We start from the raw sequence: 22,575 nt of genomic DNA on the forward strand, positions 1-22,575 counted from the left end.
TGTAAGTTTAGTTGTAAGTCAATCGACAAAATAATTACGTTTGGTACCGAAATTTTCGGGCTTTTTCGTACAACTCCATTCCATTACACTGTTTTATTGAATTATGAAAATCGCGGTATGGCACAACCTGCCTAGTGGCGGTGCGAGCCGGGCGTTACACCAGCACATAAAAGGACTAGCTGAGCGAGGTCATCATATCGAAGTTTGGACATCGTCGCTGGCCGACAGTCGTTTTCTGGACGTAGACGCGTACGTTGCCCAGACGCATATTTTGCCTCTGACTATTGCCACCCGCTTGCGGATCGAATACATTGATGACGTCCGTTCGCTGCTGTTTCTGAACAGCACCCGCATCAAGCGGATGATGGCGTTCTGCGAAGCCTGCGCCAAAGAGATTGAAGCAGGTGATTTTGATATTCTCTTTGCCAATTCGTGTCACTTCTTCAACATGCCCTTTATTGGGCGTTTTGTCAAGCGGATTCCTAAAGTGCTGTACCTACAGGAACCGAACCGCAGTCTGTACGAAGCCTATCCCAATCTGATCTGGAAAGGACTACCCTCTATTCAGCAAAATTTACTTAAACCTTCTTATTATTCCTCCTACTGGCAGGATTTGCTCAAGACGCACCGCGCCCGTGTACTGGTACGTGAGGAGTTCATGAACTACCAGAGTTACGACAAGATTCTGGTTAATTCGTATTTCAGCAACGAAAGCCTGCTGCGGGCCTACGGTGGCCCCGGCGAAGTCTGCTACCTGGGTGTCGATGTGGACCTGTTCCCGTTTCTGGACATGGCGCGGGAGAACTTCGTGATGGGGCTGGGGTCGTTTCACCCGCCCAAGGGCGTCGATACGGCGATTCGGGCGGTGGCCCGTATACCCGAGTCGATCCGGCCTAAACTGGTATGGGTCGGCAACATTGGCAACAAGGATTACATGGCCGGTCTGATCACACTCAGTCAGCAGCAAGGCGTCGATTTTGAACCCCGCCAGTACGTACCGCACCGCGAACTGATTCAGCTGCTGAATACGGCGTCGTGTTTGCTCTACACCTCAACGCTCGAACCGTTCGGCTTTGCCCCGCTGGAAGCCAACGCCTGTGGCCTGCCCGTAGTAGCCATCGGCGAGGGTGGGGTACGGGAAACGGTAATCAACGGCTACAACGGTCTGCTGACCGGACGAAATCCCGGCGAAATTGCCCGGGCCATGGAGCACGTATTGACCGATGCGGCCCTGTTCGAACGATTATCGGCCAACGGACGGCAGGTTGTTCGGGAACGGTGGAGTGTTGACGACGCTGTCGACCGCCTGGAGAACGCCCTGATGGCGAGCTGCCCCGTACCGCAGCAGGAAGGCGTAGGGCAGCAGGCGTAAGCACTACGTTCAATGTACGCCTGCCCGACGGGGTTTCAGCCCAAACAGCACCCGTGTTATACGAAACGGACGAATCAGCAACAGGTAGATGGCTATTGAAACCAGGCCCGAGGTTAAACTGACAACCAGAAAGCCATCGTAAACCCCCAGGCTGGTTTTCAGGATGTAGTAGCCGATAACGACGATGACCGTCTGGTGCAGAATGTAGAATGGATAAACCGCTTCGGTCAGGTGTGGTAAGATGGGACGGTTTACGTTCAGGTAACGGTATCCATACGCTACCGTCATCAATACCGAAAACCAGGTCAAGCCCAGTTTGTCGAAACTGAATAGCGTCGTAAGCAGCACCGAATCATCAATGCGGTTGTAGCCCAGCGCCAAAGGAGCCGCGTACAGGATGCAGGTACAGATCAGCGTGGCTACCACAAAGTATCGGCGTTGGTCCGTAATCGTCTGCCAGAAGCTCGGCCGGCTGATCAATACATAACCCAGCCAGAACAGAATCAGGTTTTTCATAAAATACGCCCAGTCGTCGGTAAGGGCATGGGTTTCATCAGGAAACAGACCACCCAGCGCTACGTCGTTCACCAGCAGAGGAACTACCAGCCACAAAGCTCCTCCTTTCCTGGCAATCAGCCGGCCAATGCGGTCGATGAAGCGTTGTCCACGTTCCGTGTTTAGAAACCAGAACACCGGAATGCTCAGAATAGCATAATGGAACAGGTAGGCAACGAACCATAAGTGATGCCAGCTAAAGGCCCCACCCGTTCCACCATCTTTGTACGATTCGAACGCAAAAACGTTTGGGTAAAATTCAGCGTAACTACCCACGAAACGTCCACGAAACAGCCATTCGTAATAAATCTGGGGAGGTACAATCACGAATATGCCGAATACGACCGGAATGAAAAGCCGCTGAAAACGCTCGCCAGCGTATTTGCCATAGGACCTTTTACGGAGAGCGAAGAAGCTGCCTGCCCCGGAAATGAAAAACAGCAGTGGCATCCGCCAGTTATGAAGCCAGCGCATAATCTGCTCAAATACAGGGCTGGTTTCCTTGCTCTGTATGTGCCAGCCCCAGCTCACGTACATCATACCGGTATGATAAAAGAGGAGGGTGATGATCGCAATTATACGCAGCCAGTCCAGGTCGTACCGTCGACCTGAACCAAGCAATGAATGGGATAAGATGGGAGGATTTGTGGAAGCCGTGACCATTTTTGTGGGGATTTGAATGATGCACAAAAGTGGCCCTCGCAACCGCAAAAAAACCTATTTTCCGATAATTATGAAGTTCATGCCGACCGGGACGAAGTTGCAGCAGCCCGAAACTGGGCGGGGGTCTGGCCGGTAATGCGTTTAAATGCCGTGTGGAATGCTGATGTAGAGTTGTACCCCACCCGTTCGGCTATCTCATCAATCTTGAGGTGTGCGGTAGCCGGGTCCCGAAGCAGAGCCTGGGCTTCCCGAATACGGTAATCAGCCATCATGTCAAAAAAACTCTGCCGCAACCTGTCGTTGAGCAACTGCGAAAGGAGGTGTGGGGTGGTGTTCAGCTGCGCAGCCAGCCTGGGCAGCGACAAATCGCTTTGCAGATACGGCTTTTCATCGGCCATCAGGCGGTTTAGCTTCTGCAGAACCGCTTCTTCCATTTCCTCCGAGATGGATGACTTCTCGTACTTTTTCCGGGATTCGCCGACTGCCTCGGCTTCCTTCGCGGGCGGTTCAGATTGAAAAAAGCTGGAACCCCGCATCACCAGAAAGCTGGTTACGTAAATCGTCAGGGCTATGTACGATGCCAGCAGATGATCCCCCAGGTCGTTGTAAAACTGCGGCTTCACAACGACGATCAGCACCGGCACCAACGCAAACAACCAGCTTAGGTACCGCAGCATCGGTAATCGGGCTGCGGTTTGCGTAGCGACGGACTTCCCTGCTCGCCGAATGGTCAGCAGGGCCATCACTGCATAAATCACGCAACTCACCAGGGTCAGCTCATTGATTAAATGCCGAATGCCCGTAAAATCCTCGTCCAGATACGATCCGGAGGGCACGTACATGATTTCAGGGTGCCAGGAGTCGATGTATGAGTTGTATTTGAATTCCGGAGGCTGATAGACCCAGGTCACGGCATTGACCAGCCAGATCGCAAATGGCAGTAAATGCCACCCCCAGCGCCGGGGCAGTCGCTGATAAATGCGGCTGAATACGTAGCAGTAAAACAATGGCCCCAGCACAAAATTGAACGGCTCAGCCAGATCGACCGTCCACAAGACCTGGAATGTGTAGTTGGTGTAGTTGAGAAAAATTTCGGCACTGATGGCCGATAGAGCCAGATTAAACCACCCCAGACACCGGTTGGCCACCATTCGCCCCCGGCTGCCGGTCAGGAAAAACAAGCCCAGAAACAGACCTTGTGCTACTCCAAGCAGGATAATTACAGCGAACAGATCAAGGTTTGGGGGCAGTGTACGCATGAAAATCGAAGATAACCGCTCTAAATTACAAAAGCGGGCGGTTTAAACCGCCCGCTTTTGTAAACGACTTGCCTGGTCTTAGCGAATATCGACGTCAAACGGGAGCCGCATCTGAATCCCCTCCATTGTGCGGAGCTTCTTTAGATACTTGACGTAAGGCGCCAATTCACCGAGTTGGGTTTGAATGTGAGCATCTTCGCTATCGCTGAACGAGCTGAACAACTGCTCAATGAATTCCTTCTTGCGGGGCTGGTACCGCACGCGGTAGTCACCTTCTTTGAGTTTGGCCGACTGAGCCGCAACTTTGATAGCATCGTCGAGGCCACCCAACTGATCGACCAGTCCGATTGCTTTGGCCTGCTGACCCGTCCAGACGCGCCCGCCCGCAATGGCTTTCACGCTGTCGATGGGCAGTTTGCGGCCGTTGGCTACCTTCGTCGTAAAGATGCGGTAGAACCGGTCGGTACCGCGCTGGAGCACCTGCTTCTGAAACGGCGTCATCTCGTGCGTAACGGCCGGGAAGTCGGCGTTCGTGTTGGTTTTCACCCGGTCGTACGTAATACCGAGCTTATCTTTAAAGAACGTTTCGGTATTGAACAGCAACGAAAACACACCGATCGATCCCGTTATGGTGTTCGGTTCGGCAATGATCCGGTTGCAGCTCATAAGCATGTAATAACCGCCCGAAGCCGCGTAGTCGGACATGGAGCCGATAACCGGTTTTACTTTTCGGGCCAGTTCCACTTCCCGATACATGGCGTCGGATGCCTGACCACTCCCTCCGCCCGAGTTAACGCGGAGTACGATGGCTTTCACTTTTTCATCGAGCCGGGCTTTGCGCAGTTCTTCAATTACCGTTTCCGAACCGATGGTTCCTTCACCACTCTCGCCGTCGGTGATGTCGCCCGACGCCACAATCACCGCAATCCGGTTTCGGCTACTGCCCAGTTCAGCATCGGGTTTGTTGGCATCTTCGTACTTACCGAGCGAGACGTAATTGATCTTTTTCTTTTCGTCGATGCCCAGTTGTTTCCGGATCTGACTTTCAAACTCGTCCTGATAGCCTACGTTGGTGATCAGCTTAGTACGCAGCGCATCTTCAGGCTCTTCAATTCGCAGGTTGTCGGCGTATTGCTTCAGCGAGTCCACGCGTACTTTCCGGCTCTCAGCCACCTTCACGAGCATGTGGTTGTTCACCGAGTTCAGAAACGACGACACCTGAAGCCGGTTTGGTTCACTCATGTTGTCGCGGACAAACGGCTCAATGGCGCTCTTGAACTCGCCTACGCGGAAAATTTCCGGCTTCACGCCGAGTTTCTCCAGCGTACCTTTGAAAAACGTCAGTTCGGCGTTCAGGCCGTTCCACTCCAGACCACCGGTTGGGGTGATGTAGATTTTGTCAGCGACCGACGCCACGTAGTAGCCTTTCTCGGTTATGTTTTCACCGAAGGCGTACACAAACTTTTTCGAGGTTTTAAAATCGATCAGGGCGTTACGCACTTCCTCCAGCGACGCCCAGCCACCCTGTGGGTATTCACTTTGCAGATAAATACCTTTGATGTTATCGTCTTCCTTGGCTGCTTTAAGGGCCTGTTTGAGTTCAACCAGGCCAATTACGTCGCCTGTCGAACTAAATGGTCCAAATCCGTTGAAAGGGTTATCAACGCTACGTTCTTCAATGGGGCTGTTCAGGTTAAGCTTCAACACCGAATTCTCTTTCACTGTGGTTTTCCGGTCGGCCGTCGACGAAATTGCCGATCCGATGCCGATTAACAGCAGAAATCCAACAATTGAGAACAGTAACAGGCCTACAATCGTGGCCAGTACGTATTTAAAAAACTGTCGCATGTATGGGTTTTACGCGTTGGTTAATCATTGGATGAATAACAAAAGTAAGAGCACTTTATGCGTCACATTATGCAAAAAATGTTGAATGTACAATATGGCGGATAAATGGTACCAAACAAAATAGCCCGGCGTTAGCCGGGCCAGTTGATAGTCAGTGCCAATTGGTTGTTGCCGTACGTTCTGAACGGCAGGTAATCCATTACGAAGGCATTTCGGCGTAATCCTCCATAGACGTCCGAATCACCTCAAGGGCTTCGTCGCGGCCGTAGATGCTGGCCAGTTCCATGATTTCGGGTTCACCCGGCAAGTTCTTATAGGTCAGGAAATAGTGACGCAGGCGCTTGACCACCGCTTCCGGCAGTTCACTCAGTTCCCGATACTGACCATACATGGCGTCTCCTTTCAGAACGGCAATAATTTTGTCGTCAGCCTCACCTTTGTCGATCAGCCGGAAGCCACCGATGGGAATAGCCTGCAACAGAATGTCGCCGTGGGTAATTTCGCGCTCGGTCAAGACGCAGATGTCCAGCGGGTCACCATCGCCCATTTCGACCAGCCGACCCGACCGCTCCGAGGCCAGTTGAGCAATCCGATCGCCACAGTACGTCCGGGGCACGAAGCCGTACAGGGCCGGAATAATATTTGAATACTGCTGCGGGCGGTCAATCTTGAGGTAGCCCGACTCTTTGTCAATTTCGTACTTGACGGTATCGGTCGGTACAATTTCAATGAAGGCCGTAATAATTTCAGGAGCATTCTCGCCCGCCGAGATACCATGCCAGGGATGCGCTTTTGAAGGGGTTTTAGCCATTAGATCCAGTTGAGTAACGTCAAACTGTGCTTGCATACGATTTTAAAGAAAAAACTGTAAAAATCTTGGTTTATCAGGTTGCTTAAACGCACATTCCGCCCCTGCTTTATCAATTTGCGTTACGCAAATTGATAAAGCAGGGGCGGAATGGCTATACGTGTCAAAAATACAAAGTTACATCGACAACAGCCGTTTTTATTTTTAAACGGAGACGTTGTCGGCAAAGCCGATCCGCTCGGCAATCTGGAAATCGGCCGTTTTATGCTGATTCTGCCGCACAAGCATTTCGCCTAGGAAGCCGGTCAGAAACAACTGTACACCAAGAATAATCGCGACCAGCGCCAGAAAAAACAGCGGATTGTCCGTGACGTTGCGGTAACGGATCTGGTGGGCGATGTTGTACAGTTTCTCACCGATCAGGTACGTCGTCAGGACCGTACCGACAAAGAACGACAACGTACCCAGCCCGCCGAACAGGTGCATGGGGCGTTTGCTGAACCGGTGTACGAACGCAATGACCAGAACGTCGAGAAAGCCGTTGATAAACCGCTCCAGGCCGAATTTGGTGCTACCGTATTTACGGGCCCGGTGCTGCACCACTTTCTCCCCGATTTTCCGAAAGCCGTTCCAGTTGGCTACAATGGGCAGGTTGCGGTGCATATCGCCGTAGAGCGTGGGGGCAATGGATTTGACGACTTTCTGCTTATAAGCTTTCAGGCCGCAGTTGAAGTCGTGCAGCTGAACGCCCGAAATCCAGCGCGATACGCCGTTAAACAGTTTGGTCGGCAGGGTCTTGCTGAGGGGATCGTAGCGTTTCTGCTTCCAGCCCGACACGAGGTCATACCCCTCCTGCGTAATCAGCCGGTACAGTTCCGGTATCTCGTCGGGGCTATCCTGCAGGTCGGCATCCATCGTAATAACGACCTGTCCCCGTGCGGCCAGAAAACCGGTTTGCAGGGCGGCCGTTTTCCCGTAGTTGCGGTTGAACCGGATGGCCCGGACGTGCGCATCAACGCTCGCCAGTTGTTCGATCACATCCCAGGAGTTGTCGGTACTGCCGTCGTCGATGAACAGAATTTCGTAGGTATACTGTTGTTCCGTCGCGACCCGCGTGATCCAGTCGTGCAGTTCGGGCAGCGACTCATCTTCATTCAGCAGCGGGATAAGGACGGTAAGTTGCAAGGTGTCAGTCATGAATGTATCTCCACCGGAGACAAACTATAAACGCAAAGTTCGCAAGGATTCGCGCAAGGGCTGCAACAACTCATCAGAAAATCAAATAAAACGGCTGTAGCAGCGCCCGGAACGCAGCCGTGTACGTCCGGCCGTCCGGCTCATAGATGTCCAGCGTTTCGTCGGTAACGGCCTCAGCGCCATACCTCAGGCCGGAAATAAGTCGAAAAACCGGCTTGCGGGCGTGGTGCCGCAGGTGTAATCGCCTGAATGGCCGCAGGTTCATTGCTTCAGCCAGTTGGGTTAGCACGCCCATCTCGTAAGGCGGCAGCAGCACCCACCACTGTCCATCTGCTTTCAGTAACCGTCCGACAACCTCAATCAGTTCCGGAAACGGCAGATCATCAGTGTGCAAAGCCCGGTTGACGGCCCCATCCGGCGACCGAAGGTGATTGGTGTAGAAGGGCGGATTGGTCAGAATACGGTCGTAGCGTTTTTCCTCCCCGCCAACTGCCTGTATCCGGCTGTGAATAACCTGAATACGTTCCCCCAGTGAACTGGCGGCTACGTTCTCTGTGGCCTGACTATAAGCCGCATCGTCCAGCTCGACCGCATCGATAAAGGCATCCGGATTTCGCTGGGCTGCCATGAGTGCCAGCAGGCCCGTTCCAGTACCGATGTCAAGGATTCGGTCGGCCGTTACGTCGGCGAGGGCCCCCAGCACACAGGCGTCCGTGCAGACCTTCATAGCCGTCCGATCCTGCTGAATGGTAAATTGCTTGAAGCGGAACATTACTTTCGGCCAAAATCAGCCGGGTTTTCGCCCCAGTATTCGGTTTCCCACTTCAATACGGGGTTGGCGAAGCGATGTGTCCGGAGCCACGTTTCGGCTCGTTCGATCAGGTCGAAGAGGATTTCGTTACGTGACGTTTCCTCCAGTTTTGTGTTTGCTTTCTTTTTGCTGACCCAGCCGATGGCCGTCCGGGAGTCGGAATACACGGGAATGTTACTCCCTTTCTGGTGCAACAGGGCCAGCGCATGCACGATCGCCAGGAATTCGCCGATATTGTTGGTCCCGTCGGCGTAGGGTCCCATGGTAAACAGCTTCTGCTTCGTGGCCAGGTATATACCCTGATATTCCATATCGCCGGTGGCGGTGTTCCAGGCCGCATCCACGACCAGACTATCCTGAATAGGGCTACCCACCAGTTCCGACAGCTTTCCCTGTTTGGCGGGCTTTGGGGTAGCGCCAATGTGCAGATGCGGTTTTTCCTGGAACGCCTTCAGGGCCGCCGGCTTGGTATCGAATGACTTGTACAGCGCCCCATCAAAACCGGCCGTCTGGGCCTGACAGTCTTCCCAGCTATCATAAACCCCGGTTTTCCGGCCGCGCCAGACAACATAAAATTTTGGCTTCTTCGCCATGTAACATCAACTAAGTGATCAGCAAAGATACGGAGCTCTCCCGAAACAAAAGCGGCTCTGACTACCTCGTCAGAGCCGCCTGGCAGGTCAGATCAGGTTTACTCGTCGTCATCGCTGTCGCCGGGCCAGAGCAGGTAGAGTGCCACCCCGGCCAGCAGCCCCCATCCAATAGCCCGGGCTACGTTATACGACGTAGGGGCCGGCATATCAACGATACCGTTCTCGTCGGTAACGGCCGGCTGTTTTACGTACCGCCCTTCCGACGGAATCGACATAGCTTCAAAATCATGCGCCAGCCGGTTCAATCCGACCTGAAGGTCCAGACCGCGTACGGATACGCCGTGTCCGACGCCCGCAGCCGCCGGATTCAGATTATTCAGCTTCGTTACCGATGCTTTGGCGGCCTGCCAGTCGATGGTAAAGTAAGCCGGTGGTCCGTGGAACTCCTGCCGTTGCGACGCAACAGCCGTCACCGAATTCTGATCGGTCGTAATGAACGCATCACCGGCAATCAACGTCCGGTCGCTATCACGAAACAGCGAGATATGACCGGGGGCGTGACCAGGGGTGTGAATCACCCGCCAGCCGGCCAGTTCCGGAATCTCAGCACCGTCGTCGATGGTCCGAAGACGGTCGCCCAGATCGGTAGGGCTCGTCGGGAACATCCACGACATATACGCCATGGCCCCACCACCAATTGCCGGGTCCGGTGGTGGATAATGTGATTTGCCACGTAAAAACGGCGTTTCCAGCGTATGAGCGTAGACGGGCACATCCCACTCTTTCAACAGTCCTTTCAGCGCTCCGGTGTGATCAAAGTGACCATGGGTCAGTACAATAGCCTGCGGTTTGGCACCGGGCCCATACAATTCTTCGGCTCGTTTTCTGATTTGGCCCGCATAGCCCGGCAATCCAGCATCGACCAGCACCCAGGGATTGCCGGGGCCGGGCGTACCGATGAAGAATACGTTTACGAACAGGATTTTCATGCCCCGAACGTCGTCGGTTACGTCGTAGGGGTTCATAGGCATCCCACTTGCATCAGGCGTTTCGGCCACGGGCCGATCAGCAATTGGCGTTGTTTCCATAACGTTTGGCGTCAATGAGTTTATAACATGACGTAACGGTGGGCTGGTTGGAATGTTCAATACTCCAAGCCAATGGCCTACTTGCGAAGTAGAGTGTAGAACAAAGGAGAAAAGTTATACTCCCGCCGGTCAACCTTTCCGCACTAAGCCCAGCAGGAAGATAAGCGTCCAGACCACCGTCCGCGACCAGTTGACCTGAATCAGCCGTTCGATGGTGTCTGATACGTTCATCCCGGCGCCAAGCTGGTTATGCAGCGGCACCGCCTGAAACGCCGTCGAGAACCAGGTAAACCCCACCAGCAAAGCCGAAATCAAGGCCAGCCACGAAAAGCGACTGACTACCTCCCACCCTATCACGGCCACCTGCGCCAGCATAAGCGGTCCGACTACCAGCGTAATCAGGGTGGTGTATTTCGGGTGCCAGATGGCCAGTTGTTCCGGACTCATGTACCGAAAGCTCGGATAGATGATCAGTTGCACGAGCCAGATCAGCACAACCAAACCAAAATCCACGACGAGTCGGGCGGTAGGCATAGTTTAATGAGAAGTCATTGTACGTACGTAACGCGTTGGCCGCTGGTCAGCAGGCGACGGTGATAGTCGATCTGCCCCAGGTGGTAATTCAAGTGCCCGTTCAGGTGCGTCAGAAAATAATGAGTTGTCATGGGATAGCCCAGCACCTCCTCGGGGTAGGGTTCGCTGAGAACCTCATCCGACAACGCGGCCAACGTCCGGCTTACTACCTCGCTCGTAGTGGCGAGCCGCGCCAGCAGTTCAGTTTTCGGTACGTGTCTGGTGGTAAATTCTGCCTCCCGGTCGCGCACGTAGTCCGTCCCGCCCAACTGCTTACCGATATACGTATTCAGATTCCCGATCAGGTGCAGGCACAAATACCGGCCGAATTGCTGATGCCTGGTGCCAGTTCCCACAACCCGGCTTCGTCGGGATAAGCCTCAATCTGCTGCGCCAGCCGCTTCAGATCCCGGGTAAACAGCACGACAAACGTTTCGATTAGCATACGATGTGTAGTACAAGACCTGCTACGCCCGCTCTTCCCAGACCTGACATACGTTTACAATCACCTCGACGGCCTTTTGCATATCCTGCACCGACACCCACTCCAACCGGGAGTGAAACGCGTGTTCGCCCGCAAAAATGTTCGGGCAGGGCAGCCCCATGAACGACAGCCGCGACCCGTCCGTACCGCCCCGGATACTACGCCGTTCGGGCGACAGGCCGGTCCGGCGAATGGCTTCGAGGGCATTGTCCACTACGGCCGGATGCTGATCAAGCACCTCTTTCATGTTCCGGTACTGTTCTTTCACGACAAACTGCGCGGTCGAATTAGGGTAGTGGGTCAGTACGTTGTTCAGTCGGTCCTGAAGATACGCTTCCTTTTCGTGTAAGCCCGCCACCGTAAAGTCACGGATGATCAACTCAACCACGGCCTGGTCCTGGTTGCCTTCCATCCGGGTCGGGTGAACAAAACCCTCTTTACCCTCGGTCATTTCGGGCGACATCGTGTCCTTAGGCAGGGTAGCCAGAAAATCGGCGGCCATTTTCAGCGCGTTTTCGAGTTTTCCCTTTGCGAAGCCGGGGTGCGCACTGACGCCCTGGATCGTGATCCTGACGGCGTCGGCCGAGAACGTTTCATCCTCCAGCGTTCCGAGGGCTTCGCCGTCGATCGTGTAGCCGAACTGAGCCCCCAGTTTCTGAATATTGACCTTTTCGGTGCCGCGCCCCACTTCTTCGTCGGGCGTAAACAGCAGCCGGATGGTGCCGTGCTTCACCTCCGGATGAGTCATCAGATAATTGGCGGCATCCATAATTTCGGCCACCCCCGCTTTGTTGTCGGCACCCAGGAGCGTTGTGCCACTGGCCGTAACAATATCGTTGCCAATCTGCTCCCGCAGATCCGGGTGATCGGCCACGCGAATGACCGGCAAAGGCTCGTCGGCGGCCCGGCGTTCCGGCAACACGATGTCAGTTCCGTCCCAGCGCTCATGCACCATCGGTTTCACACCGGCCCCGGTTACGTCGGGCGATGTGTCGACGTGCGAGCAAAAGCAGATAACTGGTACGTCAGCTTTGTCGGTATTAGCCGGAATGGTCGCGTAGACGTAACCCCATTCATCAAGTTCAGCATCCGAAATGCCCATCTCGTGTAGTTCCTGCACCAGAACGCGGCTCAGGTCTTTCTGCTTTTCGGTCGATGGGTTAGCCGTCGATTGCGGGTCCGACTGGGTATCAATCTGTACGTAGCGGAGAAACCGCTCGAGTGCCGTGAAGCGATAGTCATTCATATCGTTTGCCGTTATTGGCGTCGGCTGCAAATGTAAACGTAAGTTTGGCTTACTTTGCGCCGACGAACATTCAACCGCCACAAATGTCCTCGATTCTGTCTCAACCCAATCTGAAAAATATCATCTTCGACCTCGGCGATGTGATCATACCGATCGACCTGAGCGCTCCTCTCCGCAACTTTGCCATGCTGGCCAACCTGCCTGAAGACGACGTACGGGCGCTCTGGAATCAACACAACATCGGGATGCAGTACGAAACCGGCCTGATCGACGACGACGCGTTCCGCAACCACGTCCGGCAATTGCTCAACAACCGCAGCAACAACCCCGATACGGAAGCAGCAGACCACTGGGCGGATGAAGTAATCGATACAGCCTGGAACACCGTCCTGCTCGAACTACCCATCGAACGGATTGAGCGGATCAGGCAGCTAAAAGATCGGTACCGTCTGTTCCTGCTCAGCAATACCAGTCCGATTCACATCCGGCAGGTAAACCGCATCCTGACGGAACTGGGCCAGCCCACTCTGGAGGAACTCTTCGAACGTGTTTTTTATTCCTATGATATCCGGCTGGCCAAGCCGTCGCCCGAGATCTACCAGCACGTACTGTCCGAAGCGGGTATTGCAGCCGAAGAAACGGCTTTCCTCGACGACAATGCCGCGAACATCCGGGCCGCTGCTGAGTTAGGTATAACGGCTGTGCACGTTCAGCCGCCGTTAACGATCATCGATTACCTGAAATACGTATGATGTAGCCTATATGATGTATTCACCTGAATTTATACATCCTACCTCATACATCATATCTCCTCAATGAACCCACGCATTCGAAGTTACCTTATCCACATCGGCTTGTTTGTGATTACACTCATTACTACCACCCTGGCGGGTGCCGAGTGGATCTATGGCCGGCTGTTTATTCCGCTTGAGTACATTGATCCGGCAACAAAACAACCCGTTCGTATGCCAACCCTCGGCTGGCCGGAGTTTGTAGCTGGTTTTCAGTTTTCGATTCCGTTTCTGGCTATCCTGACGGTTCATGAATTTGGTCATTATTTCGTAGCCAAAGCCAATCGGGTACGGGTCACGCTGCCTTATTACATTCCGCTGTGGTTTGGCATTGGCCAGAGCATCGGCACGCTGGGGGCGTTTATTCGCATTCAGGATTACGTGAACAGCCGCCGGAAATACTTCGACATTGGCATCGCCGGGCCGCTGGCCGGTTTTGTGCTGGCGCTGGTTGTACTGTGGTATGGGTTTACGCACCTCCCTCCGATCGATTACATTTTTACGATACACCCGGAATATAAAAAATGGGGGCTGCGCTACGGCGAGTACGCCTATCTGAACCTGCCGAAAGGCACCGCCGTCAGCTTGGGTAATTCGCCCCTGTTCTGGTTTTTCAAGACCTACGTAGCCGACCCGGCGCTTTTGCCGCATCCAAACGAGATCACACACTATCCATTCCTGCTGGCGGGGTATCTGGCTCTGTTCTTTACCTCTCTGAACCTGATCCCCATCGGGCAACTGGACGGCGGGCATATTCTCTACGGCCTGATCGGCCGGGAGCGCTTTCAGTGGGTAGCCCCATCGTTGTTTATTGTCTTTATATTCTACGCAGGTCTGGGCGTTTTCAAACCCACTGATTTCGCGGTATCGACTGACGAGGCTTTCTTCTCGGAGATGCTCTACTTTGCCGGCTACATTCTGTTCGTTTACATCTGCTGTTCGCGCATCAGCGAAAACCGAATGAACAGTCTGGTGATAGCCCTCAGTATCGTAGCGGCTCAACTGTTGTTTTCGTGGCTACGTCCGGACTGGGAGGGGTATTCCAACTTTCTCGTCTTTACGTTCGTACTCGGGCGTGTTTTAGGCATCCATCATCCCGAAACCCAGCTCGACGAGCCACTTGACGTAAAACGGCAGATTCTCGGCTGGCTGGCGCTGGTGGTGTTTGTGCTTTGTTTCAGCCCCCGCCCTTTCATACTCAACTAATACGTTCGGGCAGGACGTAGCCTCCTACCCGAACGGTCAGGCTCAGCCGACTACAGCAACCCTTCGTCGGCAAAGCTGAAATACGACTTGTCGGTAAAAATCAGGTGATCCAGCACCGGAATGTCGAGCAAACGCCCGGCGTCCTTCAGTTTTCTTGTCAGGTCCTTATCGGCCTGCGAGGGCGTCAGGTTTCCCGACGGATGGTTGTGAAACAGGATCATGGAACTGGCCAGATGCTCGATAGCCTGTTTGAAAATCAGCTTGGGGTCGGCTACCGTTCCCGAAACCCCTCCGGCACTGATCTGCACCGGACGCAAAATCTCGTTGGCCCGGTTCATCAGCAGAATCCAGAATTCTTCGTGCGGCTTGTCCATCAGGTGCGGTATCATCTCATTGTAGGCATCGCGGGAGCAGGTCACCCGTGCCCGCTGGGGCCGGTCCTGCTCTTTCCGCCGACGGCCCAGTTCCAGCGCTGACACGATACTAATTGCTTTGGCTTCGCCGATTCCTTTGAATTTTGAGAGGTCTTTGACGCTCAGCCTGGCCAGGTCATTCAGGTTATTACTGACACTCTGAAGGATAATTTTCGATACGTCGACGGCCGTCAGATCGGTGGTGCCGGAGCCGATCAGGATCGCAATGAGTTCGGCGTCGGAGAGGGCGGCTTTGCCCTTGAGCATCAGTTTTTCGCGGGGACGGTCTTCTTCTGCCCAGCTCAGGATTTTGCGGGGATTATCGTAGGACATTAATTCGGATTACGTTACGGATGGAATACGTCCCGAAAATGCATAAAAAAACCTTACCCGACATGCAGATAAGGTCTGATTTGTAAATGCAGGGGCGGCCTCAGTAAGAGCCAGCTACTGCATAAATACGGGAAAACCGGCCGCGATACGACGCAAATCCTTAGGCAGTTGCCTGAGCCGGAGCCAGTTTGTTAACAAAACGAGCCAGCTTCGATTTGTTGTTAGCGGCTTTGTTTTTGTGAATAACGTTACGCTTCGCCAGCTTGTCCAGGGCTGATGAAACTTTCTTGAACAGTTCAACTGCCATCGCGTGGTCAGTCGTCGTGCGCAGTTTTTTAACTAAGTTCCGGGTCGTTGTGTGCTGATAACGATTCAACAGCCGCTTCTTTGCACTTGACCGGATCGCTTTCTTAGCGGATTTGTGGTTTGCCATTTTTATGCAATAAATTTCGTAGTCGCCAAATGAGTCCGCAAAGATAGCAGAATTAGTCAAAATCAGCAACAACTCCGCTCAAAAATCTTAGTTTAGCGACTGGTAGTCATTTGGTTTACGGTTTTCATTTTTCGGTAGTACGTCCCTGTTTCGGTAAGTACACCCCGTAATCAGAAAACCGTAAACCAGTAACGTACCTGTTCTACTGCCGGATATCGGCATTGACAACCAGGATCTTCTCCCAGGCTCCTTTGTTCCGTTCGATGAACTGGCGATACGCTTCGCTTTTCTCATACGCAAGAATATCGTCTTCACTCTGAAACGTCAGGTAATGCATTACGTCATAATCAGCAACGGCTCCATCTGGCAAAATGGTCCGGCCTGACGAGTAATTTACGATCTGTGGAATTTCATGTTTTAGGGATGCAAAACCGTGCATATGCTGCTCAACTGCTTGATTTTCTACCCCTTTTTTGAATTTAACGCACACAATTCGCTGTTTCTGCGCTTTGCGGGCAGGTGAATAGGCGCCGTAGATTATCAGGGCAAAGGCCAGAAAGAACCCCGTAACTAATGCGTATCCAATGGCTTTACGATTCATTATTTTGGCAAGTTATGTTTTTAACAAAATTTTATTCCGAATGGGGTGGTCGTTTTATCTGAATCTTTAAATAAATTCAAAGAATAGTACCACAACACCACAAATGTACTTAACTTTTATTTTGCAACTAATGTTCCGTTACTTTTTTATCATTTGTTTCCTGCTTCTGGGCACCGACACCGCTGGTGCATCCACCGGCTTGCCATCATCAACGTCAATCGGTTCTGGTAATCAACCCATTATACTTGCCCCCCGCTGGGGCTTTTACGCGCATCAGCAGATTAACCGGCTGGCCGTTTTTACACTCCCCGCCGATATGATGCCTTTTTTCAAAAAACACATTGGTTTTCTGGCCGACAACGCCGTAAATCCCGATAAACGCCGGTACGCTGTCGTCGGCGAAGCTCCCCGGCATTTTATCGATCTGGATGTATACAGTGATACGTCGGCGACAACCCTCCCGCGCCTGTACCGCGATGCTACCGAGCGGTATGGGGCCGATACGTTAGCCTTGCATGGTATTGTGCCGTGGCAGATTCAACTAACCAAGTACCAGTTAACCGAAGCGTTCCGGCAACGGGACGTCCGGCGCATTCTGCGCGTAGCCGCCGATCTGGGGCATTACATCGCCGATGCCAACGTACCGCTTCACACAACCCGCAACTACAATGGCCAGTTAACCGGCCAGCAGGGTATTCATGGCTTCTGGGAGTCGCGTTTGCCAGAGCTGTTCAGTTCCAGTTATGATTTTCTGACGGGGCCGGCCGAATACCTTTATTCACCCCAGAAAGCGGCCTGGCGGGCAGTGTTCAATGCGCATGCGGCTCTGGATTCGGTGCTGCGGTTCGAACGGGAGCTGACCGTTGCTACCGGCGACACCCGTAAGTTCAGCTTTGAGGAACGGAATGGACTGACCACGAAAGTCTATGCTGCCGATTTTTCGCAACAATATCATGCTCTGCTGCGGGGGCAGGTCGAGCGGCAGATGCGGGCGTCGGTGAAGATGATCGGTGATTTCTGGTACACCTGCTGGGTCGATGCCGGTCAGCCCGACCTGAAAGCACTGGCCAAATACCAGTTTACGGAACGGGAACAGCAGGAAGACGTAGAAGAAAAAAAGAGCTGGCTGAAACGACTGTTTTCAGCGCGGGACGAATAGACGGTTGTAACCTTAAACCCCTGGAGGGGCTTAGCGCTGCTACTTCAGGATTTAGAGTAAGCAGCGTTAAGCCCCTCCAGGGGTTTGGGGGTTTAACGTAAAGAACTACACCACCAGCTTCTTCATGTACTCGGCGTCATTTTTCATGCTGGTCATGACTGCCTGTGGGTATTCTTCCTGCTCAACAATGAAGTACTTGATGCCGCTGTCTTTGGCAACGCGCAGGGTCTTTTTGAAATCAACCGCACCTTTGCCGAGGTCATTCTGCACCGGTTTGCCGTTCTGCTTCGTATAATCTTTGATGTGGCACAGTTCGTACCGCTTACCATACTTGTTCAGGTGCGCGATCGTGTCCTGACCCGCTACGTCAATCCAGCACAGGTCCAGTTCGAACATAACGTTTTTGGGATCAGTATTGGCCAGCAGATACTCCTGCGGAATCTGACCGTTGAGCGGCTTAAAGGAATAATCGTGGTTATGATAACCGAATTTAAGCCCGCTTTTGCGCACCAGTTCACCGTCCCGGTTGAAACCGTCGGCAATACGTTTCCAGTCGTCCATGGTCTTCTGCGCACCAATGTACGGGCACAGTAGATAGCTCAGTCCAGCCTCGCTGGCCATGTCGATGCTTTTTTTCAATTCGTCGGGCTTACCGGCCTGCGCCCCATAGTTGAAGTGTGTACTGACCATCGTCACGCCCTGATCGTTCAGGAACGATTTGATTTCTTTCGGCGACATGCCCCACAGAAACCCCTGCGGCCCGCTGTAACTTTCAAACTGCTTGTAGCCCATCTGCGCTAGTTGGGTCATAATGCCTTTTGGATCTTTGGGCAATACGTCCCGAACGCTGTACAGTTGAACACCAAAGGTTTTGAATGTCTGGGCGGGTGCACCGGCCAACAGGTCGGTCTGGCTAAGGGCAAAGGCGCCGGCGCTCAGGAAGCCGGCTTGTTTCAGAAATAAGCGACGTTGCATACAGAGAAAAGGATTTATAATACTAAACGCAAAGGTTATTAAGTTTTGGCAAAATCAACACCGGATTCTTTGCGACCTTTGCAATCCGTTTTTCGTTAGAGCATACATGGAACGCATGAGTTCATCAAAAATATATTTGCAGAATGGCCGCGATGAAGCCGTCCGGCGGTTTCACCCCTGGGTGTTTTCAGGCGCTATCGGGCGCTACGAAGGCAACCCGCAGGATGGGGATGTCGTTGAAGTCTACGACCGGAAGGGGCATTATCTCGCAACGGGCCACTACCACGACGGCAGCATCGCGGTTCGCATTTTCTCCTTTGCGGCCACGGAAGAAGGCCCGGTTACGCCCGATGTCGACTACTGGACCCGCAAGCTGACCGGCATCCGGAGTGTCCGGCAGGCCATAATTCCGGCGGATACGAATTGCTACCGGCTCGTTCACGGCGAGGGCGACGGCTGCACCGGTCTGATCATCGACGTCTACAACGGCGTGGCGGTTGTGCAGGCGCATTCGATTGGTATGCACCGCGAACGCCAGCTGATTACTGACGCCCTCAAACAGGTACTGGGCGATGAACTAACCGCCGTTTACGACAAAAGCGCCGAAACCCTGCCGGAGCAGTACGGCCAGACCGTACAGAACGGCTATCTTTTCGGGCGGGTTGAAACGCCCCATCCAGTGCTCGAAAACGGGCATACGTTCATGGTCGACTGGATTACGGGTCAGAAAACTGGTTTCTTCCTCGATCAGCGCGACAACCGCTACCTGCTTTCGCGCTACGCCAAAGGCAAAAAAGTGCTGAACGCGTTTTGCTATTCGGGTGGCTTTTCCATCTACGCTCTGAAGGCCGGTGCCCGGGCGGTGCATTCGGTTGATGTGTCGCAGAAAGCCATTGAACTAACGAACCGGAACGTAGCGGCTAATTTCGATCAGGCCGATGCGCACGACTCCTATGCCGACGATGTCATGCACTTTCTGAAAGCACGGACCCGCGCTTATGAAACGCCCGACGAAGATGAACCATCGGCCGAGGATGAGCAGTACGACGTAGTGATTCTGGACCCACCGGCCTACGCCAAAAGTTTGTCGGCACGGCACCGGGCCGTCCAGGGCTACAAACGCCTGAACGCCGAAGGCCTACGCCGGGTAGCCAAAGGCGGTATTCTGTTTACATTCTCCTGTTCGCAGGTGGTGGATCGCGAGTTGTTCTACAATACCATCGTAGCGGCTGCTATCGAAGCTGGTCGGCAGGTCCGGGTGCTGCACCACCTGAGCCAGCCCGCCGACCACCCGGTGAGTCTCTTTCACCCCGAGGGCGGTTATCTGAAGGGATTGGTATTGTGGGTTGAATAAATAAAGAGAGTGAAATGAAACAATTTTGAACAGTTTTTAGCTTATCGAGCTCCGATTTAAGTTTTATAACTTTCAGTACGCTACGTTATGTCAACTAGTCGTCGGTTCAGGCACCACACGTATTTATTGATAGGCTATTTTTCTGGTTTTACCCTGTTGATTTTTCTTACGGGTTTCTCCAGAACTACAGTGAAAACAAGTTCACTTTCGGCCGTTTCAACATCACCTTCTGTTTCGTGGGCGTATCTGCGAGCAGTCGCCCGCACCGAGGGGAATACCAGTTTAGTCACGTTGCTAAAACAATACAAGCAACTGGCACCTATGCATGCAGTAGCTGTTGATTGCGAAAGCAGGAATCCGTTTGACGAAGGCTGTACAAATGGGCTACTTAACCAAACCGACAGCTCACTAAGGGCGGTTCGGCTTGATTTTCCGTTGCGGATAAATCGTCAATTAGTAACGGTTTCCTGTGTAGCAATCTATCACGTAACGGGGAAAGTGCTGGCCTCAGGCGCTACGATGTATGGTTCGGCCGCACCTCAAAAAATCAATAATTATGCGGCACCGGTTGCTGCTTTATCCGAAGATACGATTCAGTTTATCGGTAATCTCAGCTTTCGATATGATTCAACCGCAGAACGAACGGTGTCGGCTGCCCAGGAAGCGCGAATAGCTATAACGAATGGTAAAAATACCTTGGTAACCTATCGCAGAAACATAAAGCAGCCAGTCAGGTTTTTACAGGCAGACGTAGCGTACATTACGTTTTCATTGAATCCTTCAACCGGTTATGGGGAGGCCAGTTTACAAGTCAATGGTGTTTCAGGACCAACCCACAAATATGATATAAAGCCCCAGCTATAATTGACTTAGCTGAAGTTTCTATTTTCAGGTTGATGAATGCATTATCGTGTAGTGCAGGCTATAACCTGTCTGGTCTTGAACTCGCAATACCAAAAAATCAGACAGAAGCCTGTGCTACATGAGCGCTTTCCGCTAATTTTGACCCATCAGTACACAATTGTCTCGTTGCATAAATCGATATAGCGTTTCGTATGGCTGAACTAATCCGAATGCCCAAAATGAGCGACACCATGACCGAAGGCGTCATTGCGGAGTGGCACAAAAAGGTGGGCGATAAAGTGAAATCCGGCGATATCCTGGCCGAAGTGGAAACTGATAAAGCCACGATGGACCTCGAATCGTACGAAGAAGGCACCCTGCTGTACATCGGCGTAGAAAAAGGCCAGTCCGTACCGGTCGATGGCGTAATTGCCGTTATCGGTGCCGATGGCGAGGATTACAAAGCCCTGCTGAATGGATCAAGTGGTGGCAGCCAGGCGCCGGCCGAAGAAGCCAAACCGGCACCGGCAGCGTCAAACGGCGCAGCCCCGGCTCCGAGCGGCCCAATCAAGCAGGACGAAGTGGCGAAGAACTTACCCGATCAGGAAGCCGTTTCGGCCGCACCAGCCGAAGACGTGAATGCCGCGGTAATCCGGATGCCGAAGATGAGCGACACCATGACCGAAGGAACCATTGTCGCCTGGCACAAAAAAGAAGGGGATACCGTAAAATCCGGCGATATCCTGGCCGAAGTGGAAACTGATAAAGCCACGATGGACCTCGAAGCCTACGAAGAGGGCACCCTGCTGTACATCGGCGTGAAAGAAGGACAGGCCGTTGCGGTCGATGACATCATTGCCGTCGTTGGTGAAAAGGGCGCTAACTTCAAGGTTCTGATCGACGGAGGTGGCTCAGCAGCCCCGGCTCCCGCAGCCAGCCAGCCGGCTGAGTCCGGGAATGCAACCGCTCAGCAGAATCCGCAGGCAAGCCAGCCCGACAATGCCGCCACGGACCTGTCGTATGCAGGCGAAAACGAAGAAGTAGCCGGCTCAAACGGCCGCGTCAAAGCGTCTCCGCTGGCCAAACGTATCGCCGAAGAACGCGGCATCAACCTCGCTCAGGTACAGGGCAGCGGTCCGGAAGGGCGAATTGTAAAAAGCGACGTTGAGTCCTTTGTTCCCCAGCAGAAACCCGCTCAGCCGGCCCAGGCTCCGCAGCCGGCTCCGGCGCAACCGCAGGCCGCTCAACCGGCTCCTGCACCAGCTGCCCAGGCTCCATCCGCCGGCGGAGACTTTGAGGACCTGCCTATCAGCCAGATGCGCAAAACCATTGCCCGTCGTCTGAGCGAGAGCATGTACACGGCTCCTCACTTCTACCTGACCATGGAAATCAACATGGACAAGGCTATGGAACTGCGGGGTACGGTCAACGGCATCAGTCCGGTCAAGATTTCCTTCAACGACTTCGTGATCAAGGCGGCTGCCATCGCGCTGAAACAGCACCCGAACGTAAACGCATCGTGGCTCGGCGACAAAATCCGGAAATACCACTACGTCAACATCGGCGTGGCGGTGGCCATCGACGAAGGGTTGCTGGTGCCGGTGGTACGTAATGCCGATCAGAAGACGCTGTCGACCATTGCGGGTGAGGTGAAAGACCTGGCCGGCAAAGCGAAAGATCGCAAGCTGCAGCCAAAAGACTGGGAAGGTAGTACGTTCTCGATTTCGAACCTGGGTATGTTCGGTATTGATGAATTCACGGCCATTATCAACCCGCCGGATTCCTGCATTCTGGCCGTTGGAACAATCAAGCAAACCGTCAAGTTTGACGGCGAAACACCGAAGCCAACCAACGTAATGAAAGTGACGCTGTCGTGCGATCACCGCGTCGTTGACGGTGCTACGGGTGCCGCTTTCCTGCAAACATTTAAAGAACTGCTGGAAAACCCGATGCGTATGCTGGTGTAAACC

23 protein-coding genes are annotated in these 22,575 nt (G+C 53.3%); 7 read left to right on the plus strand and 16 right to left on the minus strand.

Going from position 1 to position 22,575, the window contains the following annotated elements; all coding sequences use genetic code 11:
• Positions 1–103: 103 nt before the first annotated feature.
• A complete protein-coding gene (locus DYU11_RS21535; protein ID WP_119669793.1) occupies positions 104–1,372 on the plus strand; it encodes a glycosyltransferase family 4 protein in 1,269 nt (422 codons plus the stop codon).
• A gap of 9 nt (positions 1,373–1,381) precedes the next feature.
• Here DYU11_RS21535 and DYU11_RS21540 read toward each other — a convergent pair whose 3' ends face one another.
• From DYU11_RS21540 to pepT, 12 genes are all read right to left on the minus strand, one after another.
• Complete coding sequence (locus DYU11_RS21540) at positions 1,382–2,590, minus strand: acyltransferase family protein (RefSeq protein ID WP_119669794.1); 1,209 nt, start codon at positions 2,588–2,590, stop codon at positions 1,382–1,384.
• Positions 2,591–2,667: 77 nt separating this feature from the next.
• Entirely contained in the window at positions 2,668–3,849 is a 1,182-nt protein-coding gene (locus DYU11_RS21545; RefSeq protein ID WP_119669795.1) for a helix-turn-helix transcriptional regulator, read from the minus strand.
• Between the two features lie 78 nt (positions 3,850–3,927).
• Positions 3,928–5,697, minus strand: a complete 1,770-nt coding sequence (gene sppA, locus DYU11_RS21550) for a signal peptide peptidase SppA (protein WP_119669796.1) — start codon at positions 5,695–5,697, stop codon at positions 3,928–3,930.
• A gap of 199 nt (positions 5,698–5,896) precedes the next feature.
• Positions 5,897–6,544: an inorganic pyrophosphatase gene (locus tag DYU11_RS21555; protein WP_199736755.1), complete on the minus strand. Its 648-nt coding sequence runs from the start codon at positions 6,542–6,544 to the stop codon at positions 5,897–5,899.
• 165 nt (positions 6,545–6,709) lie between these two features.
• On the minus strand, positions 6,710–7,702 hold the full coding sequence (locus DYU11_RS21560) for a glycosyltransferase family 2 protein (protein ID WP_119669797.1): 993 nt from the start codon (positions 7,700–7,702) through the stop codon (positions 6,710–6,712).
• Between the two features lie 73 nt (positions 7,703–7,775).
• The gene (locus DYU11_RS21565) at positions 7,776–8,474 is read right to left on the minus strand and encodes a tRNA1(Val) (adenine(37)-N6)-methyltransferase (RefSeq protein ID WP_119669798.1); all 699 of its coding nucleotides are present in this window, start codon (positions 8,472–8,474) and stop codon (positions 7,776–7,778) included.
• Complete coding sequence (locus DYU11_RS21570) at positions 8,474–9,106, minus strand: ribonuclease H1 domain-containing protein (RefSeq protein ID WP_119669799.1); 633 nt, start codon at positions 9,104–9,106, stop codon at positions 8,474–8,476. Before DYU11_RS21570 ends, DYU11_RS21565 begins: the two co-directional genes overlap by 1 nt.
• 98 nt (positions 9,107–9,204) lie before the next feature.
• The gene (locus tag DYU11_RS21575) at positions 9,205–10,131 is read right to left on the minus strand and encodes an MBL fold metallo-hydrolase (RefSeq protein WP_119669968.1); all 927 of its coding nucleotides are present in this window, start codon (positions 10,129–10,131) and stop codon (positions 9,205–9,207) included.
• 192 nt (positions 10,132–10,323) lie between these two features.
• Positions 10,324–10,728 carry a hypothetical protein gene (locus DYU11_RS21580; RefSeq protein ID WP_119669800.1) on the minus strand — a complete coding sequence of 135 codons (405 nt, stop codon included), beginning with the start codon at positions 10,726–10,728 and terminating at the stop codon, positions 10,324–10,326.
• A gap of 14 nt (positions 10,729–10,742) precedes the next feature.
• Positions 10,743–11,084, minus strand: coding sequence for a DinB family protein (locus DYU11_RS21585; protein WP_310589493.1), 342 nt, complete (start codon positions 11,082–11,084; stop codon positions 10,743–10,745).
• A complete protein-coding gene (locus DYU11_RS33915) occupies positions 11,069–11,212 on the minus strand; it encodes a hypothetical protein (RefSeq protein WP_310589494.1) in 144 nt (47 codons plus the stop codon). Before DYU11_RS33915 ends, DYU11_RS21585 begins: the two co-directional genes overlap by 16 nt.
• 22 nt (positions 11,213–11,234) lie before the next feature.
• Positions 11,235–12,497 (minus strand): peptidase T, encoded by a 1,263-nt coding sequence (pepT, locus tag DYU11_RS21590; protein WP_119669801.1) that lies wholly within the window; start codon positions 12,495–12,497, stop codon positions 11,235–11,237.
• 83 nt (positions 12,498–12,580) lie between these two features.
• On the opposite strand from pepT, the gene DYU11_RS21595 reads away from it, so the two are divergent.
• Positions 12,581–13,249: an HAD family hydrolase gene (locus DYU11_RS21595; RefSeq protein ID WP_119669802.1), complete on the plus strand. Its 669-nt coding sequence runs from the start codon at positions 12,581–12,583 to the stop codon at positions 13,247–13,249.
• Positions 13,250–13,312: 63 nt separating this feature from the next.
• Positions 13,313–14,494, plus strand: a complete 1,182-nt coding sequence (locus tag DYU11_RS21600; RefSeq protein ID WP_119669803.1) for a site-2 protease family protein — start codon at positions 13,313–13,315, stop codon at positions 14,492–14,494.
• Between the two features lie 50 nt (positions 14,495–14,544).
• Here the strand turns inward: DYU11_RS21600 and radC are convergent, their stop codons facing one another.
• The 3 genes from radC to DYU11_RS21615 form a co-directional block, all read right to left on the minus strand.
• Positions 14,545–15,240 (minus strand): RadC family protein, encoded by a 696-nt coding sequence (gene radC, locus DYU11_RS21605; protein WP_119669804.1) that lies wholly within the window; start codon positions 15,238–15,240, stop codon positions 14,545–14,547.
• Positions 15,241–15,400: 160 nt separating this feature from the next.
• Positions 15,401–15,673 (minus strand): 30S ribosomal protein S20, encoded by a 273-nt coding sequence (gene rpsT / locus DYU11_RS21610; protein ID WP_119669969.1) that lies wholly within the window; start codon positions 15,671–15,673, stop codon positions 15,401–15,403.
• Between the two features lie 202 nt (positions 15,674–15,875).
• A complete protein-coding gene (locus DYU11_RS21615) occupies positions 15,876–16,274 on the minus strand; it encodes a Dabb family protein (protein ID WP_119669805.1) in 399 nt (132 codons plus the stop codon).
• A 130-nt stretch (positions 16,275–16,404) separates the two neighbouring features.
• Between DYU11_RS21615 and DYU11_RS21620 the strand changes: the two genes are divergently transcribed.
• Positions 16,405–17,433: a zinc dependent phospholipase C family protein gene (locus DYU11_RS21620; protein WP_229365969.1), complete on the plus strand. Its 1,029-nt coding sequence runs from the start codon at positions 16,405–16,407 to the stop codon at positions 17,431–17,433.
• Positions 17,434–17,538: 105 nt separating this feature from the next.
• Here the strand turns inward: DYU11_RS21620 and DYU11_RS21625 are convergent, their stop codons facing one another.
• On the minus strand, positions 17,539–18,408 hold the full coding sequence (locus DYU11_RS21625) for a sugar phosphate isomerase/epimerase family protein (RefSeq protein ID WP_119669807.1): 870 nt from the start codon (positions 18,406–18,408) through the stop codon (positions 17,539–17,541).
• A gap of 115 nt (positions 18,409–18,523) precedes the next feature.
• Here DYU11_RS21625 and DYU11_RS21630 point away from each other — a divergent pair, with 115 nt between their 5' ends.
• The 3 genes from DYU11_RS21630 (at position 18,524) to DYU11_RS21640 (ending at position 22,572) form a co-directional block, all read left to right on the plus strand.
• A complete protein-coding gene (locus DYU11_RS21630; protein WP_119669970.1) occupies positions 18,524–19,762 on the plus strand; it encodes a class I SAM-dependent rRNA methyltransferase in 1,239 nt (412 codons plus the stop codon).
• Between the two features lie 87 nt (positions 19,763–19,849).
• Positions 19,850–20,626: a hypothetical protein gene (locus DYU11_RS21635; protein WP_147368003.1), complete on the plus strand. Its 777-nt coding sequence runs from the start codon at positions 19,850–19,852 to the stop codon at positions 20,624–20,626.
• A 191-nt stretch (positions 20,627–20,817) separates the two neighbouring features.
• Entirely contained in the window at positions 20,818–22,572 is a 1,755-nt protein-coding gene (locus tag DYU11_RS21640) for a pyruvate dehydrogenase complex dihydrolipoamide acetyltransferase (protein WP_119669809.1), read from the plus strand.
• The last annotated feature ends 3 nt before the right edge of the window (positions 22,573–22,575 follow it).

Source organism: Fibrisoma montanum (assembly GCF_003583365.1).
In the GTDB taxonomy this organism is placed as follows: Bacteria; Bacteroidota; Bacteroidia; order Cytophagales; family Spirosomataceae; genus Fibrisoma; species Fibrisoma montanum.

What these genes read in the sequence shown, in the direction of transcription:
- DYU11_RS21535 (WP_119669793.1), top strand. Translation starts at nt 104, where the DNA reads ATGAAAATCGCGGTATGGCACAACCTGCCTAGTGGCGGTGCGAGCCGG.
- DYU11_RS21540 (WP_119669794.1), bottom strand. Translation starts at nt 2,590, where the DNA reads ATGGTCACGGCTTCCACAAATCCTCCCATCTTATCCCATTCATTGCTT.
- DYU11_RS21545 (WP_119669795.1), bottom strand. Translation starts at nt 3,849, where the DNA reads ATGCGTACACTGCCCCCAAACCTTGATCTGTTCGCTGTAATTATCCTG.
- sppA (WP_119669796.1), bottom strand. Translation starts at nt 5,697, where the DNA reads ATGCGACAGTTTTTTAAATACGTACTGGCCACGATTGTAGGCCTGTTA.
- DYU11_RS21555 (WP_199736755.1), bottom strand. Translation starts at nt 6,544, where the DNA reads ATGCAAGCACAGTTTGACGTTACTCAACTGGATCTAATGGCTAAAACC.
- DYU11_RS21560 (WP_119669797.1), bottom strand. Translation starts at nt 7,702, where the DNA reads ATGACTGACACCTTGCAACTTACCGTCCTTATCCCGCTGCTGAATGAA.
- DYU11_RS21565 (WP_119669798.1), bottom strand. Translation starts at nt 8,474, where the DNA reads ATGTTCCGCTTCAAGCAATTTACCATTCAGCAGGATCGGACGGCTATG.
- DYU11_RS21570 (WP_119669799.1), bottom strand. Translation starts at nt 9,106, where the DNA reads ATGGCGAAGAAGCCAAAATTTTATGTTGTCTGGCGCGGCCGGAAAACC.
- DYU11_RS21575 (WP_119669968.1), bottom strand. Translation starts at nt 10,131, where the DNA reads ATGAACCCCTACGACGTAACCGACGACGTTCGGGGCATGAAAATCCTG.
- DYU11_RS21580 (WP_119669800.1), bottom strand. Translation starts at nt 10,728, where the DNA reads ATGCCTACCGCCCGACTCGTCGTGGATTTTGGTTTGGTTGTGCTGATC.
- DYU11_RS33915 (WP_310589494.1), bottom strand. Translation starts at nt 11,212, where the DNA reads ATGCTAATCGAAACGTTTGTCGTGCTGTTTACCCGGGATCTGAAGCGG.
- pepT (WP_119669801.1), bottom strand. Translation starts at nt 12,497, where the DNA reads ATGAATGACTATCGCTTCACGGCACTCGAGCGGTTTCTCCGCTACGTA.
- DYU11_RS21595 (WP_119669802.1), top strand. Translation starts at nt 12,581, where the DNA reads ATGTCCTCGATTCTGTCTCAACCCAATCTGAAAAATATCATCTTCGAC.
- DYU11_RS21600 (WP_119669803.1), top strand. Translation starts at nt 13,313, where the DNA reads ATGAACCCACGCATTCGAAGTTACCTTATCCACATCGGCTTGTTTGTG.
- radC (WP_119669804.1), bottom strand. Translation starts at nt 15,240, where the DNA reads ATGTCCTACGATAATCCCCGCAAAATCCTGAGCTGGGCAGAAGAAGAC.
- rpsT (WP_119669969.1), bottom strand. Translation starts at nt 15,673, where the DNA reads ATGGCAAACCACAAATCCGCTAAGAAAGCGATCCGGTCAAGTGCAAAG.
- DYU11_RS21615 (WP_119669805.1), bottom strand. Translation starts at nt 16,274, where the DNA reads ATGAATCGTAAAGCCATTGGATACGCATTAGTTACGGGGTTCTTTCTG.
- DYU11_RS21620 (WP_229365969.1), top strand. Translation starts at nt 16,405, where the DNA reads ATGTTCCGTTACTTTTTTATCATTTGTTTCCTGCTTCTGGGCACCGAC.
- DYU11_RS21625 (WP_119669807.1), bottom strand. Translation starts at nt 18,408, where the DNA reads ATGCAACGTCGCTTATTTCTGAAACAAGCCGGCTTCCTGAGCGCCGGC.
- DYU11_RS21630 (WP_119669970.1), top strand. Translation starts at nt 18,524, where the DNA reads ATGAGTTCATCAAAAATATATTTGCAGAATGGCCGCGATGAAGCCGTC.
- DYU11_RS21635 (WP_147368003.1), top strand. Translation starts at nt 19,850, where the DNA reads ATGTCAACTAGTCGTCGGTTCAGGCACCACACGTATTTATTGATAGGC.
- DYU11_RS21640 (WP_119669809.1), top strand. Translation starts at nt 20,818, where the DNA reads ATGGCTGAACTAATCCGAATGCCCAAAATGAGCGACACCATGACCGAA.